This window comes from Mycobacterium sp. TH-M82 (genome assembly GCF_057473605.1).
In genome coordinates this window covers 36,598-53,284 of the sequence record NZ_JBYCKY010000239.1, presented here as the reverse complement: position 1 = coordinate 53,284, position 16,687 = coordinate 36,598, and the positions used below count along the sequence as shown (strand labels likewise).

General features: G+C 65.3%; 15 protein-coding genes. 11 read left to right on the top strand and 4 right to left on the bottom strand.

Features of this window, described 5'->3' with window-relative positions; genetic code table 11:
• Nucleotides 1-365 precede the first annotated feature (365 nt).
• The 4 genes from AC2VON_RS07295 to AC2VON_RS07280 are packed head-to-tail and all read left to right on the top strand — an operon-like array spanning nt 366 to nt 3,043.
• Nucleotides 366-1,355: an ArdC-like ssDNA-binding domain-containing protein gene (locus tag AC2VON_RS07295; protein ID WP_486952338.1), complete on the top strand. Its 990-nt coding sequence runs from the start codon at nt 366-368 to the stop codon at nt 1,353-1,355.
• Between the two features lie 26 nt (nt 1,356-1,381).
• Nucleotides 1,382-1,531, top strand: a complete 150-nt coding sequence (locus tag AC2VON_RS07290) for a hypothetical protein (protein ID WP_486952337.1) — start codon at nt 1,382-1,384, stop codon at nt 1,529-1,531.
• Complete coding sequence (locus AC2VON_RS07285; protein ID WP_486952336.1) at nt 1,512-2,117, top strand: hypothetical protein; 606 nt, start codon at nt 1,512-1,514, stop codon at nt 2,115-2,117. Before AC2VON_RS07290 ends, AC2VON_RS07285 begins: the two co-directional genes overlap by 20 nt.
• A 5-nt stretch (nt 2,118-2,122) precedes the next feature.
• Complete coding sequence (locus AC2VON_RS07280) at nt 2,123-3,043, top strand: hypothetical protein (protein WP_486952335.1); 921 nt, start codon at nt 2,123-2,125, stop codon at nt 3,041-3,043.
• Here AC2VON_RS07280 and AC2VON_RS07275 read toward each other — a convergent pair.
• The 3 genes from AC2VON_RS07275 to AC2VON_RS07265 all read right to left on the bottom strand — a co-directional run bounded on the left by AC2VON_RS07275 (nt 3,033) and on the right by AC2VON_RS07265 (nt 4,325).
• The gene (locus AC2VON_RS07275) at nt 3,033-3,302 is read right to left on the bottom strand and encodes a helix-turn-helix domain-containing protein (RefSeq protein ID WP_486952334.1); all 270 of its coding nucleotides are present in this window, start codon (nt 3,300-3,302) and stop codon (nt 3,033-3,035) included. The genes AC2VON_RS07280 and AC2VON_RS07275 overlap by 11 nt on opposite strands.
• Nucleotides 3,303-3,477: 175 nt before the next feature.
• A complete protein-coding gene (locus AC2VON_RS07270) occupies nt 3,478-4,152 on the bottom strand; it encodes a chymotrypsin family serine protease (protein ID WP_486952333.1) in 675 nt (224 codons plus the stop codon).
• Complete coding sequence (locus AC2VON_RS07265; RefSeq protein WP_486952332.1) at nt 4,149-4,325, bottom strand: hypothetical protein; 177 nt, start codon at nt 4,323-4,325, stop codon at nt 4,149-4,151. Before AC2VON_RS07265 ends, AC2VON_RS07270 begins: the two co-directional genes overlap by 4 nt.
• Before the next feature lie 483 nt (nt 4,326-4,808).
• On the opposite strand from AC2VON_RS07265, the gene AC2VON_RS07260 reads away from it, so the two are divergent.
• From AC2VON_RS07260 to AC2VON_RS07245, 4 genes are read left to right on the top strand one after another with little or no spacing between them, the layout of a single operon-like run.
• Complete coding sequence (locus tag AC2VON_RS07260) at nt 4,809-5,552, top strand: TnsA-like heteromeric transposase endonuclease subunit (RefSeq protein ID WP_165757716.1); 744 nt, start codon at nt 4,809-4,811, stop codon at nt 5,550-5,552.
• Nucleotides 5,553-5,557: 5 nt separating this feature from the next.
• Nucleotides 5,558-7,633, top strand: coding sequence for a Mu transposase C-terminal domain-containing protein (locus AC2VON_RS07255; protein ID WP_234807287.1), 2,076 nt, complete (start codon nt 5,558-5,560; stop codon nt 7,631-7,633).
• Nucleotides 7,621-8,646 carry a TniB family NTP-binding protein gene (locus tag AC2VON_RS07250; protein ID WP_013828995.1) on the top strand — a complete coding sequence of 342 codons (1,026 nt, stop codon included), beginning with the start codon at nt 7,621-7,623 and terminating at the stop codon, nt 8,644-8,646. The genes AC2VON_RS07255 and AC2VON_RS07250 overlap by 13 nt, the downstream gene beginning before the upstream one ends.
• A 34-nt stretch (nt 8,647-8,680) precedes the next feature.
• On the top strand, nt 8,681-9,499 hold the full coding sequence (locus AC2VON_RS07245; RefSeq protein WP_163705330.1) for a TniQ family protein: 819 nt from the start codon (nt 8,681-8,683) through the stop codon (nt 9,497-9,499).
• Nucleotides 9,500-9,510: 11 nt separating this feature from the next.
• Here the strand turns inward: AC2VON_RS07245 and AC2VON_RS07240 are convergent, their stop codons facing one another.
• Nucleotides 9,511-10,290, bottom strand: a complete 780-nt coding sequence (locus tag AC2VON_RS07240; RefSeq protein ID WP_013828997.1) for a TetR/AcrR family transcriptional regulator — start codon at nt 10,288-10,290, stop codon at nt 9,511-9,513.
• Nucleotides 10,291-10,505: 215 nt separating this feature from the next.
• On the opposite strand from AC2VON_RS07240, the gene AC2VON_RS07235 reads away from it, so the two are divergent.
• From AC2VON_RS07235 to AC2VON_RS07225, 3 genes are all read left to right on the top strand, one after another.
• Nucleotides 10,506-10,940 carry a DUF6188 family protein gene (locus tag AC2VON_RS07235; RefSeq protein ID WP_041317922.1) on the top strand — a complete coding sequence of 145 codons (435 nt, stop codon included), beginning with the start codon at nt 10,506-10,508 and terminating at the stop codon, nt 10,938-10,940.
• Nucleotides 10,941-11,050: 110 nt separating this feature from the next.
• Complete coding sequence (locus AC2VON_RS07230) at nt 11,051-14,128, top strand: MMPL/RND family transporter (protein ID WP_407663421.1); 3,078 nt, start codon at nt 11,051-11,053, stop codon at nt 14,126-14,128.
• 581 nt (nt 14,129-14,709) lie between these two features.
• Nucleotides 14,710-15,666 carry a hypothetical protein gene (locus tag AC2VON_RS07225; RefSeq protein ID WP_486952331.1) on the top strand — a complete coding sequence of 319 codons (957 nt, stop codon included), beginning with the start codon at nt 14,710-14,712 and terminating at the stop codon, nt 15,664-15,666.
• Nucleotides 15,667-16,687 lie beyond the last annotated feature (1,021 nt).

The following is a 16,687-nucleotide window of genomic DNA, read 5'->3' as shown; positions in this document are numbered from 1 at the left end:
CCCACATCTGTCGTGCAGCGTCCTTGGTAGAGGCGGTGAGTGCGGGGCCCTGGGGGTCTTGTCCCGGATTGGTTGTCGAGTCGATGTGGGCGACTCGAGCGGTTCGGGAGTCTGGCCGCCGCAGCGATGGCCGCCACTGACTCTTCCGGGTCTCCTGAGCCTTTTCAAGTGGACTTACGTGCCGTGATCACGCGCAGGGTCAACTCCTCTTGAAGATGCCGGTGGCCGTGACTGATGCTGAGCCCGGATGTTGGTGACCAGACGGGAAGGGGCGTGCCGGGGTGTGTCGAGCTGAGAGTGAGCCGGGTGGGCCGCGGCGCTGCCCTGGTGACGCGCGGGCCTCCTATGGTCGGGCGGCCGCGGCGGTGGTTGACCTGGAGCAGGCCGAAGCGGCGCTGATGCAGGAGTTGGCCGATCTCGGCGGCGCCGACCCGATTGAGGCGGGATCTGGTGCGGGTCGGCAGGTGGTGAGCTTTCCGGACAAGGAAACGCGGACTGAGGATATTCGCAGGGAGATCGACGCCGCGCTCACCGATCTGAATACCGCGGAGAACTGGCGGGAGTGGCTGGAATTCTCGGGTCAGTTTCACCGGTATTCGTTGAACAACCAGTTGTTGATCTACATGCAGAAGCCCGATGCCACGCAGGTTGCGGGGTTCCGGAAGTGGCAGGAGGTCGGGCGCTCGGTTCAGAAGGGCGAGAAGGCGATCTGGATCTTCGCGCCGATGTCACGCAAGGTGCGTCAGGAGGATGGCAACGGCAAGCCGATCCTGGGTGCCGACGGCAAGCCGAAGTATGCGCAGCAGTTGATCGGGTTCAAGCCGGTGCCGGTGTTCGATGTGTCCTCAACCGATGGGGATCCCCTCCCCCGGCCGCCCGTTGTCTCCGTGGATCGTCTCAGTGGTGATGCGCCGGCGGGGATGCACGAGGATCTGTGTGCCCAGATCGCCGATCACGGCTATCGCGTTATCTACACCGATAACGGTGGAGGGCCCGGAATCCCGGATGGAAGTACAGATCCGGTGAATAAGACGGTGACCATCAACACCCACTACTCCCCGGCCCATCAAGCTGTTGTGGCGGCGCATGAGCTGGCTCATATCGAGTTGGGGCACACCGAGCGGACCGGTGAGTATCACACCGGCGCTGGTGGGCAACGGTCCACGATGGAGGTCGAAGCCCAGAGCGTTTCCTACGTCGTGAGTCGGCGCTATGGGTTGACCGACAACAACTCGTTCTCCTACATCGACGGCTGGGCTCGCGGCGATAAGGAGAAGGTTCGTAAGACGGCTGAGGCCGTGATCAAGGCGACCGATCGGATCATCGGTCGGATCAAGCAATTCGGTTCTGAATAGCCAGTATTGGATCAGGGAGGTACATCATGTCCGCAGCGGTTCGTGTTGAGGTCATCGACCCGGTTGATGAGGTCGTGCACGTCTTCGAGGGGCCCGACGAGGCGTCGGTTGATCAGCAGATCGATGAGTTCTTCGGTGTCGACGAAGCGCAGGCGCGTGAAGACAGCGGCAACTGAGACCGTCGCGGCCAAGCGGCAGGCCCTTGTGGCTGTTCGCCGGCAGTTGGTTGCAGCGCGTCTGCGGTTGGGACAGTCCGAGATTGAGTACGCCTCGACTCCTGACGGTGCGTGTGAGACCTACCGGCGTTTGGAGCTTGCCGCCGGTGAGGACCGGGTACGGATCCGCAAGGTGTATCTGGCCGGGTTGGCTATGGCGGCCAGTGAGTATGAGCGGCGGCTTGAGTTGGGGCATGCCAATGAGGCTGACGGGCCACTGGATGCCCTTGCGGTGGGTTCCGTCGATGATCCGTTGGCGCGTTGTCTGGTGGCTCATCAGGTGATGGGCTGGGCGCGTTCAGGGCCTGAAGCGGTGGTGTCGGGTCGTGTCCCGGTCGGGTTGATTCGGCTGCTTGCTGATGGCAGTCGGAAGCGGTTCCGGCTGAGCTGCCCGGTCGATATCGATGTTCGTGTTGTGACGGCGTCGTTGAGCACGATTGTTCGGATGGCGTGGGCCGATCCGAAGCGTCGGGGCGGGCTGGATCGGTTCTTGGGGGCGGCGGCGTCCGCTGCGGTTGGGGATGCGATCGGTTCGGGGGCACGGTGAGCACGGTGTGTGTGGCTTCGGCCGATGATGTCGAGAGTGCGCCGGAGCGGGCCGCCCGGCGGGTGATTGAGCTGGGCCGGGCTGTCGGGGGCGTGTTGGAGATCCTGGCGGTGATCTATCGCGATGAGGATTGGCGTTACCTGAGCGACCGTGCTGGAGAGCCGTACCTCGATTTCAGTGGCTTCGTCCGGGACCAGCTCGGCGGGTCGGAATCGAATGCGCGTCGGTACCGGCAGGGCGTGGAGACGTTGGTGGTTCCGCTGCTGGAGATCACTGGGCCGGGTACGCGCATTCCGGTGACGCCCAACGATGTCGCGCTGCTCGGTGTGGCGGGCGCCGGCGAGGTCCTCGATGCGGCCGCCGGCCAGCTGGCCCGGGTCGATGCGGGTGAGGCGCAGACGGCGGTGATCCGCGGGGTTATCGATTCGGTGATCAGTGATCGGCGTGCTCGCGCCGCTGCTCGGGAGGGCGCGCTGACCCCTCCGGCGCTGCCGGGCTCCCCCGGTCCGTGGTCTGCACCCGATATGGGCGCCCAGGAGCCCGCTGACGGACCGTTGGGTCTGACGGCGGGTTCGCGGGACGGCGAGGCCTGGGGCGACGGTGGTGGGCCGTCTGGCCGTGATTTCGGCGATGACGGTGATGGCTTCGATCCGCCGACGGGGCAGCTCGGGAGTGGATCGGGGGAACATGACGTTGGCGGCGGCCCGGCGTCCGGGCTGGAGGACCTGCAGGAGCCGGTGCTGGGTGGGCCCGGTGGTGAGGGTTGCGCTGGCGATCTTCAGTCGGCGCTGGCGATTGTGTTGCGGTTGGATCCTGCCGCGCTGGCGGAGAGCCTCGGTGAGGGCGTCAATGTGGGTCGTACGGCGCATGAATGTGCCCTTGCCGCACAGCGTTTGGCGCGGTTGAGTGCCCTGCTCAAGTTGTGACGGTGTCGCCGTTTTTCGGTGATGGTGCTTTGACGGTGACTTCGACTTGTAGGCCGCATCGTGCGGCGAGGTTGAACAGTGCGTCGACGGAGAAGCGGCCGACGTAGCCGCTGGCCAGGTGTGAGATCCGGGGTTGGCTGACGCCGAGCCGCTGCGCTGCCTCGGCTTGGGTCCATCCTCTGCGGCTGATTTGCTCGTTGATCGCATCAACCATCTGCTGGCGAACGTTGTCGCAGATGGGGTTGATCTGTCCGGGCATCCTGGGCGCTTCCTGAGGGTCGACTGTTGGCCCAGTGTACCGAGGTCGAGGCCCTGCAACGGGGGATGTTGCTGCTCCGATTGGCCGGATCGGGCCACAGTTGGGCCCCTGCCTAACCAGGAGCATGGGTGCCGACCCTGGTTAGGCAGGGCTTATCGGCCAGGTTGGCCTGGGTTTAGCCTCGGGTCGCCTGCAGGATCTGTGGCCAGCTGACGCCGGCTGTGCGAGCGCCGTTGCGGCCGCGGAGCAGGCCGATGAGGACCGGCTTGCCGCCGTAGGTGTCGGAGTAGGTGTAGATGGGTCCGCCGGAGTCGCCGTGCGTGGTCGGCATGGTCCCGGCCTTCATGGTGAACCAGCCGTCGTAGACGGCGGCGATCTCACCGCAGGAGTCGCCGCTGGCTTCGCCGTAGTGGCAGGCCGCCATCCCCACCTTCGGCGCGATAGCCGGGTCGCTGAGGATAGTGGTGGCCAGTTCCGGGCCGAGCCGCGAGGTGATGGTGACGTCGGGGTCGATGCTGATGACTTCGTAGTCGACGACGGTGTCGCTGGGGCCGGTCGCACTGTGGTTGCCGCGGTTGTTCTCGGACTCTATAACGACGCCGATGCGCTGTCCCTCAGCGTTTTTCACGATGCGGCCGTCATCGCAGTGGCCGGCCGAGTACGCGATCCGTTCCACGGTTTCGAGGTAGCCGAGGGTGCAGCGGGAGCCGCCCTGGATGATGGTCATCCCGGCGAACGCGTACGGTGCCGTCACGGGCCGGGCGGCGGCGACCGGCATCGGGCCGATCGCGACCGCGGTAGCGGCGGCGATCATTGCTGCGATGAGACTGAGGACCCGGGTTCTGGTCATTCTCGTAGCCTATTCTCTTCGTCGATGAACTCGCGGAGCATTGCCGTAAGCACCGACACCGCCGTTGCCTTCTTCTCGGTCCGAAATGCCCGTAACACCAGGGCGAGCTCGAACTCTCGCTTCAGTTGCGGCTCAACGCGGAAGCTAATTTGATAGTCGCCGCTGGTCGCCATCGTCTCGACTCATTTCGGTTACGGTCCCCTGCCTAGATGCCTGTTTGCTGACTTACTCGCAGGCTATCCATCTCGATAGCTGGTTTTCTAGAGGACCTAGCTTGCACGTTTGCTTGGTTACGTGCTTGCTTGGTTGAACGCTTTCCATGCTTGTGGTGTTGCTTGCTAGCTATGTAGTTGTTTCTCTAGCTTGCACAGACAGTAGCGGTGCTGTCAAGCATGGCTTGCTACGTTGCTAGCAAGGGAGCGTTGATACCTGCTGCCGGGAAACGGTTTCAGGGTTGCACTCCCGAGGCCGGATTGCCTGAGGACGTTTCGTCACTGTGACGCCACAGGGACTCCGGCCTCCGGGAGGGGCCTCGGGGGTTGCTCGCGGCGCAGGTCACTGTCCGTTGACATCCGACGTTGGGCATTGTCGCGATATCTGAGGTATCGGCGTGTCTTTGCCAATCTATCTGAGGTACCGCCGGTAGCGTTATTTAGGTGCGTACGGCTCCGGCGGCGCTGTGGCCGCAGGTCAACGGTGGTGTTGAGCTTGAATTCAGCTCCACCGGAGGAGGGCGCTCGCGCTTGCCGCTAGCGGAGTGCGCCACGGCGGACTTTGAGTTGGACTGTTCACCTATCCGCGGTTTCCCGTCGTTTCGTGGACAGAGTAATTATCCAGGGATGTGGTGGTTTTCGACGACTCGTGAACACATCGGGTATGAGTCGTGGGTGGAGCGTGACCATTTGATGGCGCTGGATGCTGACCCCGCGGTCACTGGCGTTGCGTCGCAGCCGTTCCGGTTGCACTGGGGTGATGGCAGGCACCACGTGCCTGACTACTTCGTGCGTTTGTCCGACGGATCCGCGAGGGTTCTCGACGTGCGCCGCGATGACCGGATATCGGATGCTGATGCTGAGTTATTCGCTCGATCGGATCAGGCGTGCCGGTCGCTCGGATGGGCCTATCAGCGTGTGGGCGAGGCAGATCCGGTGGTGACGGCGAACCTGCGCTGGTTATCTGGGTATCGGCATCCACGGGTGTACCGCCCGGCGGTCGCTGCGGCGTTGGAAGCGGTGTTCGACTCGGCGCGGCCGCTGATGGCCGGTGTGAGATCGGTCGGCGAAGCGATCATGGTGTTGCCGGTGCTGTTCCACCTGCTGTGGCATGGGCGGCTGGGTGTTGACCTTTGCGGGGCCGTGTTGGCCGAGGAGTCGATCGTCGGCCCCGCCTTGTGGCGATGACGGGTATGCGTTCAGGTGTCATCCGTGAAGGCGATGAAATCCGTTTATCCGACGGGGTGTTCACGGTTGCCACACTTTCTGGTGGCGCAGCCAGGCTGACCGATGCGGTCGGCGGGCAGTCGGTGGTACCGCTGTCTCGGCTGCTGGGTGACACGACGTTGGAGTTGGTGTCGGGGTCGCGACCTGCTCTGTGTTCCGAGGAAGCCTTGGCCGGTGTGCCGGAGGCTGCCGCGGAGCGGGCCCGCTGGTGGGAACGGCACTTGATCGAGGTGTTGACGGGTCGACGGGTTGATGCCGAGGCAGGGAGTCGGCCGCGACCCGAGTTCGATCCGACGTCGTGTTCGCTGCGGCAGCGCGAGCTGACCAAGCTCGCCGAGCTGCAGTCGGCCGGCCACGAGATCAGCTTGAACACGTTGCAGCGGCAACGCTATGCCTACGAACGAGACGGCCTATTGGGCGTTGTCGATCGTCGTCACATCCCCCGCCGGCCGGTGTTCGGCCGCGTCGACGAGCGGCTGGTGGCCGCGATCCGGCAGGCAATCGATGACGAGACCGACCTGTCGACCGGGACGGTCAGCCGCTTGCAGCGACGGGTGACAAAATCGTTGGTGGCTCAATACGGCGCGCAGGACGCTCCGGCGATGCCCTCGCAGCGCACTTTCTATCGCCTGGTGAAGAGGTTGTCGGCGGGCCGGCACACGTTCGGGTCCGCGCGCACCCGCCGTTCGCTGGCCAAACAGCCAGGTAGCCCGTTCGGTGTGCTGACGGTGGCACGGCCCGGTGAGATGGTCGAGATTGATTCGACTCCACTGGATGTGCGGGTGGTCCTCGACGACGGGACGGTCGACCGGGTCGAGCTGACCGGCATGGTTGACGATGCGACCCGCTCAGTTCCGGCGGCGGTATTGCGGCCCACGACCAAAGCGGTCGACGCTGCGCTGCTGCTGGCGCGGGCACTGACGCCGGAGCCGATGCGGCCGGGATGGTCCGATGCGCTGCGCATGTCGCGCTCAGTGCTGCCGCACCGCTGCTTGACCGAAGTGGATCAGCGGTTGGCCGATGCGGCCGCCCGGCCAGTGATCGCCCCGGAGACCGTGGTGTGTGACCACGGGAAGGCCTATCTGTCGCAAACCTTCCGCCAGGCTTGTTGCACGCTGGGTATCAATCTGCAGCCCGCCCATCCCGACACGCCGACCGACAAACCCAAGATCGAGCGGACGCTGCAGTCGGTGGCCACCTTGTTCGCCCAGCATGTCGCCGGGTATGTCGGCTCCAGCGTCGAGCGGCGCGGCAAGAACGCCGAACAGGACGCGGTGTGGTCGATCGTGGAACTGCAAGCCCTGCTGGACGAGTGGATCGTCGCAGTCTGGCAAAACCGTCCCCACGACGGCTTGCGTGACCCCGTCACCCCGGGAAAACCCTTGACTCCCAACGAGAAGTACGCCGCTTTGGTCGAAGTCGCCGGGTATGTTCCGGTGCCGCTGTCGGCCGACGATTACATCGAGTTGCTGCCGTCGTGCTGGCGACGCATCAATTCCTACGGCATTCGGGTCAACAACCGCACCTACGACGCCAAGGCACTCAACCCCTACCGCCGCCAGCATTCGGGGGTGGAATCCAAGAAGGGCCAGTGGGAAGTGCATCACGACCCTTACGACGTGTCGCGGATCTGGGTGCGCAACCATCACGACGAGGGCTGGCTGGCCGCGACCTGGACGTATTTACGCACCCACCCGGTGCCGTTCGGCGAATCGATGTGGCAGCATGCGCGTACCGTGCTGGCCCAGCGCGGGCAGGATCAAGCGACCGAGGCCGAGATCGCCCGCGCGGCCGACGAACTGCTCGACCGAGCCGCACAAGGCCCCGAACCCTCCCGACAGGAATCGAAGGATCGCCGGGTGGCGGGCCGAACGCGGGCGACCACGGCGCCGGCGTGGCCACGGCCGGACGCCGCAGCACCCTCCGTTGAGGCAGATGCGCCGTCAGACGACGAAGACGACGGCGAGGACGCCGAGACCGCGCAGGTCATACCACTTCCGGTGTTTGATGCACGCAAGGAGGCTGAATCGTGGCGGCTGTGAACACGATTGCCCCGGTGAGCCAACTCGAGGATCGGCGCCAACCCACCACCACGCTGGAGGGTTGGCGCCGTTTCGTTGATGCGGATCCACCCGAGTTCATCCTGTTGCCCGATGCGCAGTGGAGCGCCCTGTCGGAGGCCGAGCGGACCAACTACAACGAGGCCCGCGTCGCTCATCACAGTGAATTGGTCGTGGTCACCACGTCGGCGATCCAGCGCATCACCAACGAGGGCCGGCTGCTGACGCTGCTCAACCAACGCGAGATCGGCGCCCGGCGCGGACTGATCATTTCCGGGGCAGCCGCAACTGGGAAGACCACCGCGGTCAAACAGCTCGGTCGGTTTCACGAACTGCGTATCCGGACACGATTCGCCGACAAGTCCCGGATTCCGGTGGTGTATGCGACGGCGCCGCCGAAAGGCTCGCCGCGCAAACTCGCGATGGAGTTCGCCCGATTTCTGGGCCTTCCGATGATACAACCGCGGATGAACGTCACCGACATCTCTGATGCTGTCTGTCAGGTCCTCATCGACGCCCGCACCGACATTGTGATCGTCGATGAGATCCACAACCTCAACCTCGACACCCGCGCCGGCGAAGAACTGTCCGATCATCTGAAGTACTTCACCGAACACCTACCGGCCACCTTCGTCTACGCTGGCATCGACGTCGAGCGCTCCGGCGTGTTCACCGGCACCCGCGGCCGCCAGCTCGCCGGGCGCTGCGGCGTGATCAACACCAGCTCGTTCCCATACGCCGGAGAATGGAAGTCGCTGGTGGCCGCGATGGAAGGCACCCTGCGGCTGCACCGTCACAACGCGGGAACGCTGGTCGCCGAGGCCAAGTACCTGCATCAACGCACCGGCGGCATGATCGGCAGCCTGGCGCACCTGATCCGCGCGGCGGCGATCCGCAGCATGCTCGACGAAACCGAAAGCGTCACCCGAGAGCTGATGGACACCGTGCTCATCGACTACGCGGCCCAAACATCGGCACAACGCAGTGCCAGCTGAGGTGTCTACCGCCCCGGCGTGGCCCCAGGGGCCCGTGGCGCCGTTACCCCGAACCGTCACACCGTTTCACACCGAGACCGTCCAGTCCTACCTTGATCGCCTCGCGCACGCCAACCATGTGAAACCCCGGCAGCTGCGGTGCTACCTGGCCGACGGTCCCGCGATCTGCCGTCCCAGGCCGGACTGGTTGGCAACCGCCAGCAACCACCCTTTAGTCACTCTTGATGCCCGACTAATAGGGCTGGCCGACCGCGACCGCCACACCACCCGACAACGCCGCCACGCCCGGCCCGCATGCCGGCTCTGCATGGCACGCCGCGGGGTCTACGAGCCCGTCTACTGCTGGTTGCCCGACTACGCCACCGTCTGCCGCCAACACCGCAGATGGATCGGTCCGGGCACCCACACCCTCGATGATCAACGCGATCTGCGCTGTGCACCCGTCGTGATCGCCGCCGCGCAGCGCCATGCCCGACTGCACCGCCGCCACAACAACACCGCGCGCTTCGCGGTCAAGGATGCCGCGCGGATCCACCGCTGCTGGTCACGCAGCGCGGGCCTGTTCACGCTGCCGCCCGCCCACGCCGACGTCGACGCCCACATCGCCGCCTACCCCGATCTGATCGCCTTGGCCGCCATCCTGGCTGACGCTCGCGTCCGGATCTGGAACACCGTGGCAGCAACACCCGCGCGAGCCCGCGCCGTCGATGCGGTCTACGTCAGTATCGGCGGCCGGTTTCCCCGGCGCCGCGACCACACCCGCCCCATCGAACAGTGGATCTATGATCAGCAACTCAGCGCCACACGCGTCAACCGGCCCGACTCCAAGGCAGGGAACGAGCCCGCAACGTAGTGCAACGTCGGCTAATCGCCCTCATTCGGCCGAGAAGTGGGTGCGCGTCGGCCACGGCCAGCGCGGGTGTCCGTTCTCGTTTGACCTGAGGCACTGTTTGGTGCCTGACCTGCGGTGAAATTATCGCCGACCTGTGTGGTTGCGGGTTCGCTGTCGTTGTGACGGTGGGCGGTGAGGAAGTCGTCGACGATGCGTGTGCAGTCGTGGGCAGTCATGGTGCGTAGGCCGGTCATTCGCGCGAAGGCGAATGGCCCGATGAGTTGGCACAGTACGAGTTCGACGTCGAAGTCGCCGAGTTCGGCGCGGGCTTCGGTGCTTTGCAGGATGGCGTCGAAGGGTTGTCGGTATTGGTCAATGACTCGTGCGCGTAGCGCCCTGGGGGCGTGCTCACCGCTGGTGTGATCGGTGGTTGCGGTGGGGCCCAGGGCGAGCCAGGCCAGCGCGGTGACGTGCAGCGGAGCGTCGGCGAATAAGGCGGCCTGGCGGGTGAGCAGTTCGATGAGCCGTTCGCGCAGCGTTCCACTGGCCGGTGCGGGCGGGGTGACTTGAGGTAGCAGCCGCTCGAAGGTCGCTGCGAGCAACTGCGACGAGTTGTTGAAATGGCGGTAGAGGGTGGTGCGAGCCACCTTGGAGGCTTTGGTGACCGCATCGATGGTGACGGCCTCAATGCCGCCGCTGGTGAGCAGTGCGGCCGCTGCGTCCAGTAGGCGATTGCGGGATCGGATCCGGCGGGGGTCGATGTTGTCATCGTCGTTGCCGTCGTCGTGGCCGAACTCCAGCCGGCTGCTCACCCTCGCTCACCTCGCTGCTTCCGCGTTTTTGGCCGGCGTTGCGCGCTTAGGCCGACGGTTATGGCACTAACGGTAGCGCAGCGAAACGGTTCGTAGTGGGAGCGCCGTAGTGTCCGTTCGGCCTCCGTGGCTCGCAGTTAACGCTACTACTAGTAGCGGAGCGCTACTAGTAGTACTATTTGTGCATCACCCGAGGATGTGTCGACGGAGGCGCCATGTACCCCCAATGGATTCAAGCGTGCGTTGTGCAACGCGTGTCGCTGCGTGATGGGCTGGTGTTGGACTTCGATGACTGCAATGAGGTGGTCATTTACCGCCCGCTGCGGCTTACGCTGCCCGCCGTCGGTGACTTTCCGGTCGAGGCAGTGTTCATCGATCCCGGCCGGGTCGCGACTCATGAGCGCCCACTGCTGGATCTCGCCGGCGCGGTGTGCACGCAGGCATGGTGCGGCGATGGTGGTGGGCTGCACCTTGGTTTTTCCAGCGGACACCGCATCGATGTTGACGCCCACCCGCAGGTCACCGCCTGGGAGTTGTACGGCAGGCACCACGGCTACATGGCGTGCCTGCCGCATGGGCGGGTCCGGGTGGTCCGCTATGACATCCCCGAGGCCGACGACGCCGAGGTAGATCTCGCCGCACGTCGTTAATGGTCTATTCCGCGCTGCGTCGCGCGTGCGCCGCTGAATAGCGCATGTATCGACGATGTGGTACTGCGAGTAGCGTAGCGATATCGATAGTTTCGTTTGATGGAGGTGTGGTGGCCGACGGCGATCGGGACTTCTCGGGTACCACGGCGACACTGCTGAAGCGCAATGGTCGTTCGACCCCTACGGCCGATTCCAGCGAGTACAGCGCGCGGTTGGCGGCGCTGGCTGGGTTCACGGTGCGGCACAAGGCGCTGGTGATGGGGGCATGGGTCGGCGTTGCGGTGGTGCTGGCGCTGTTGTTTCCCCAGTTGGAGACGGTGGTGCGGCAGCAGTCGGTGAACCTGCTCCCGCGCGATGTGCCGTCGTTTCAAACGGTGGACCGCATGAGCGCGGCGTTCGGCGAACAGGGTTCCAAAACGATGGTGTTCGTCGCGATGGAAGACCCCGCCGGGTTGACCCCCGCGGCGCGGCAGCACTACGACCAGCTGGTGGCGCGGCTGCGCGCCGACACCGATCACGTCTTGCTGGTTGAAGACCTGCTGGCCGACCCGGTCACCGCGGCCCACGCGGTCAGCCACGACCACCAGGCTTGGTATCTGCCGGTGGGCGTGGCCGGCACGCTGGGTGATCCCACCGCGGCCGCCTCCGTGCAGGCGGTGCGTGGCATCGCCGCTGGGGTGTTCGCCGGCACGTCGACCACGGCGTATGTGACGGGGCCGCCGGCGACGTTCAGTGACATGATCGCTTCTGCCGAGCACGACCTGCTGCTGATTTCGATCGCGACTGCAGGTCTGATCGCGCTGATCCTGCTGATCGTGTACCGGTCGGTGTTCACCGCGCTGCTGCCGCTGCTGGTGATCGGGGTGAGCCTGGCCGTCGGGCGCGGTGTGCTGTCCGCACTGGGCGAGATGGGTATGCCTGTCTCGCAGTTCACCGTGGCGTTTATGACCGCGATCCTGCTGGGCGCGGGCACCGATTACACGGTGTTTTTGATCAGCCGCTATCACGAGCAGCGCCGCGCGCAGGTGCCCGCCGATCAGGCCGTTATCCACGCTACAGCCAGCATCGGCCGGGTGATCCTGGCCTCGGCGGCCACCGTCGCGTTCGCGTTTTTGGCGATGGTCTTCGCCCGCCTGAGTGTGTTCGCCGCGCTCGGCCCGGCGTGCGCGGTCGCGGTGCTCGTCGGATTCGCAGCCACGGTCACGCTGCTGCCGCCGGTGCTGGCGCTGGCCGCCAAACGCCGTATCGGCGAACCAAAATCCGATCGGACCCGCCGGTACTGGAACAGCGTCGCCGTCGCGGTGGTCCGGCGCCCCGGCCGGTTGCTGATCACCAGCCTGGTCATCCTGCTGGCTCTGGCAGGAGTCGCGGCGACGATGAAAATCAGCTACGACGACCGCAAAGGCCAGCCCACCAGCACCGCCAGCAACCAGGGCTACCAGCTGCTGGACCGCCACTTCGGCAAAGATATCGTCATCCCCGAATTCCTGGTCGTGGAAAGCCCCACCGACATGCGCACCGGTAAGGGGCTGGCCGACCTCGACGAAATGGCCTCCCGCATCTCCCAGATTCCCGGCGTCAAAAAAGTTTCCGGGGTCACCCGGCCCACCGGAGAGCGCCTCGAGCAGGCCCAACTCTCGTGGCAGAACGGCCAGATCGGCGACAAGTTGGCTGGCGCCGTCGCCGACGGCAACGAACGCAAGGACGATCTCGCCAGGCTCACCGACGGCGCCGACCAACTCGCCGGCGGGCTCGCTCAGCTTGACACCACCCTGCGCAGCGCTTTGACACCACTGACCGGGATACTGGCTCAAGCTCAGTCCGCCGGCACTCAGGTTCAGCGGTTCCAGCCTTTGCTGCAACAGCTTTCAGCCACCGCCCCGGCCGTCGACAAAGCCATCCAATCCGGCCCCGGGCTGCGGCCCCTGGCCGAACAAGCCCAAAACGCCATCGCCATCCTCAACCCCCTCGTCGGCGCCCTCAACACCTCCCCGTGGTGCGCCACCACACCGCAGTGCGCCCAAATCCGCGATCAAGTTCAGATTCTGGTGAGCTTGCGCGACAGCGGATTCTTCACCGAGGTCGCCGACCTCGGCGACCACTACAACCCCGACACTAATGCCACCGTGGCCGGCACCCTCGCCAATGTCCAAACCGCGGTCACCGCCTTGGACAAGGCCTTCGGAGCCCTCGGTGATCCCGCCGACCTGGCCGGCAACATCAGTCGACTCCAAGACGGCATCAGCCAACTCGCCGCGGGCGCCCAAGCACTGGCGACCGGCGTGCACACGCTGGTCGACAGCAACATCGAACTGCTGTCCGGGATGAACCAGATCGCCACCCAACTGCAGAACTCCGCTCGCGCCAGCGCCTCCTCGGACTCCGCCAGCGGCTTCTACCTGCCCGCCAATGTCTTTGAGAACCGCCGATTCGCCGATGTAGCGAAACAATTCCTGTCAGCCGACGGCAAAACCGCACGCTTTGCCATCGAATCGACCCCCGACCCCTACAGTGGCGCAGCAATCCGCCTGGCACACAAGATCGTCGACGTTGCCAACGCGGCGCGGCCCAACACCTCACTGGCCGACGCCTCCGTCTCGGTTGCCGGGTTCCCCGCCGTCAACTCCGACATCCAGCGATTGCTGCGGGCGGACTTCGCCCAACTGGCCATCGCCACCCTGCTCATTGTCGGGCTCATCCTGGTGGTGTTGCTGCGCGCCATAGTGGCCCCGTTGTACCTGCTGGGCACCGTCGTTTTGAACTACTTGGCCTCACTAGGCATCGGCGTTCTGATATTCCAATGGGGCCTCGGATACGAAATCGCCTGGCCGGTACCCCTGTTGGCGTTCATCATCCTGGTAGCAGTCGGCGCCGACTACAACATGCTGCTCGTCTCACGGCTGCGCGAAGAATCCGGACCCAATATCCGCGTCGGCGTACTACGCACCGTCGCCAACACCGGCTCCGTCATCACCTCAGCCGGCCTGATCTTCGCCGCCAGCATGTTCGGCCTCACCACCGGCTCGATCGCCATCATGATCCAGGCCGGACTCATCATCGGCTGTGGGCTACTCCTCGACACCTTCCTGGTGCGCACCCTCACCGTCCCCGCCATCGCCACACTGCTGCGCGAAGCCAGCTGGTGGCCCAACGTGCGGCACCGTCATCGCGGCCGGCGTGCCGCATGAGTTGCTGATCGTACATCCACTGGTGGACTGGCCAGGCATGGTCAGGGCGTTCCGGGAACCGGTGAGCGAGGCTGACGTGGACTGTGTCGACGGCGCGAGCGCGGGCCGGGGTTTCTGGCGGCATCTTCAGGTCCCAGCCGGACCAAGCAGGACCCGCTGATGGCTGACAAACCCCGGCCGCGCGCTGGACCAGGCGTTCGGAATCCTCCCGCCCCTACCCCACAGGCGACTCCGCTCCAGAGACAACTGAGACCCCATCAAGCTCGCTCGCTGCCACGAAAGTCGACCTACCCCAGTTCAAATGGCAAACCGTCCGTTGCCGGTCGTCACTTGATCTGAGGCACCGCAGGTCAGGGTCCCAGACCTGCCCCAGATAGATCGACAACGGACAGTCACGCTTGCAATCCCCCATGGGCCGCCGCCGCCCGCCACTTCGAGCAGTTGAGGCGAGGCCGTGACGGCAGCCCAGGTGCGCCACTCCTCTGCGCAGGCGGACTCCCGACGCTTAACCCTGGTCAGTCGACGCCTACGCCGCTGCGCATTTGGCATCATGTGATTCGTCTTACGCTACACTCTTTGGCATGGAGACTTTGCCTGATCTGATCGGCCAAGTCCTTGCCGCGCGCGATGAGACCGTGACAGCCTTTGCAGCCCGGATCGGGGTGAATCGACTGACGGTGAACCGATGGAAGGAAAGCCTGCCCGCGGCCGCCACCCTGCGACGCGTCGCCGACGATCTGGCCGTCCCGTACTCACGGGTCCTGATGTCCGCGCTGGCATCGGCGGGCTATGCCTCTTCACCCGCAGACCTCCTCGCCGGCCAACAGGTGCACGTCGTCACAAACTCCGGCGGCGACCCCTATGACGAAGCTCCCGACATCGCGATCGCCGGAGTGTTCACCGATCCGGAGCGGGCAGCCGAGTACGTTACCGTTGCTGACGCCATCTCGGACGGCGCGGAGATCGAGTCCCGCGCGGTGGTTATCGACAGCACCGCGGTCCCCCACACCGTCGAGATCTTCAACACCGTCTGGTCAAGTCGTACCGACGCGATCCGACAGAGTTCTAGCCTCGCCGGATCGGCGCCTGCCCGCCTGCACGATCGCGACGTCACCGGCGTGGAGGCCACCGCGTTCACCAAAACTGGTGAGATCTATTTTCTGCAGGTTGACAGCCTCACCCCCGAGGCCGGCCGCGAGGCACTCACCGCGGCAGTTGACGCGCTACGCCGCCAGGGCCGGCTCCTGCCGCCGGGAATCGACCCCCACCCAGGCGTCGCCGGCTGGATGGCGTACATGGTGGATCACCTACAAGCGCCGCCTTCCCCACCTCAATCCGACCAAGCGTCGTCTACCTCGCCCAGCCCCCTGATGCAGGAAGTACCGGCAACCCTGAGTGAAGCGCACGGCCGAGTCCTGGACGCCGCCCGCCGAGCCATCGGCACTCCCTACTCCTCGGGTGACAGTCGCACCTCGGGCGTCGAGCCGGAAGCGGTGTGGGAGCCTACGCGACGGTTCATCGTAGACCCGGTCGGCTAACATCCGGCCGGCGCAGTCCCGAGTCGGCCCAGGCATACCGTCAGCGACAGACTCGCCGCTGCGCGGCACACCAAGCCTCGTTTGATCCCCCCCCCTGGGATCGTCGGATTGGCGCCAGGCCGCGGGTGCACGACATCGCCTTTCCCCGGCATCCCTCAGGCTGGCACTCGTACTGGCGCCCGCCGGCCCCCGAGTCGCGGGCTGCCGCTCCCCCTGCCATGACGCCTTTGCTTGCGCTCACCGTCATCGCGTGTTTTTCGATCGGAAGCTTTGCCTGCTGGCCGGTGCCATCGTGCACCGCGCCGGCACGACTGCTGGGGTCGCCGGCATCTCGCGCGGGATCGGTGGGCTGCTCTCGGCGTTTCATCTCCGTCCCCCGTTTTTTGGGGTTCTCCCCTTCCCCGGGCGGGTACTGCGCGATCCCGTCGATTGCGGGTTCTTGGGCCTTAGTGCGTTCACAGTGCGCGGCTTCGGCGGATTCGGCGCGTTGCGTGAGCCTGCCGAGCCGTCCGGTACGGCTCGGGCGGTCGCGTCTCGGCGCCCGGCGCGGGCGGTTCGGGGGTTGTCTTCGTCGCGCTCGCGCGTTCATGGGGTGCCCGGGTCGTGTCGAGGCGCTCTCCTAAGGAGCCTGGCGTGGGGCGGGCGGGGCGCTCGTTCAGTCGTTTCGGCGTAATTTCAGGGCTTGACGGAGTGGCTCCGGGGCGGTTTGCGTCCACGATTCGGGCGTTGGGGCCCGTCCTGGGAAAACGCTTCAGAATGGCCGGAGCCTTGCGTTTGTAGGTTCGGTCGGGGGATTGTGCCGGATCCGGCCGTTCGTGGCTCTGCGGTGACGGTGGGTGGCCGTACGAGGCTTGGTCCTTTTGGGCGCGCGTCCCGTCGGTGGATTTTCCCATATGGGTTATGCTGTCCTGGTATATAACATAATGTTCTGTACCGGTAGCTATTGAACCCCTATAGTATCTCATGCTATCTTTTATACCGTGCTGTTCCGTAAGCTCCTGGAATACAACCCCCGCTTATG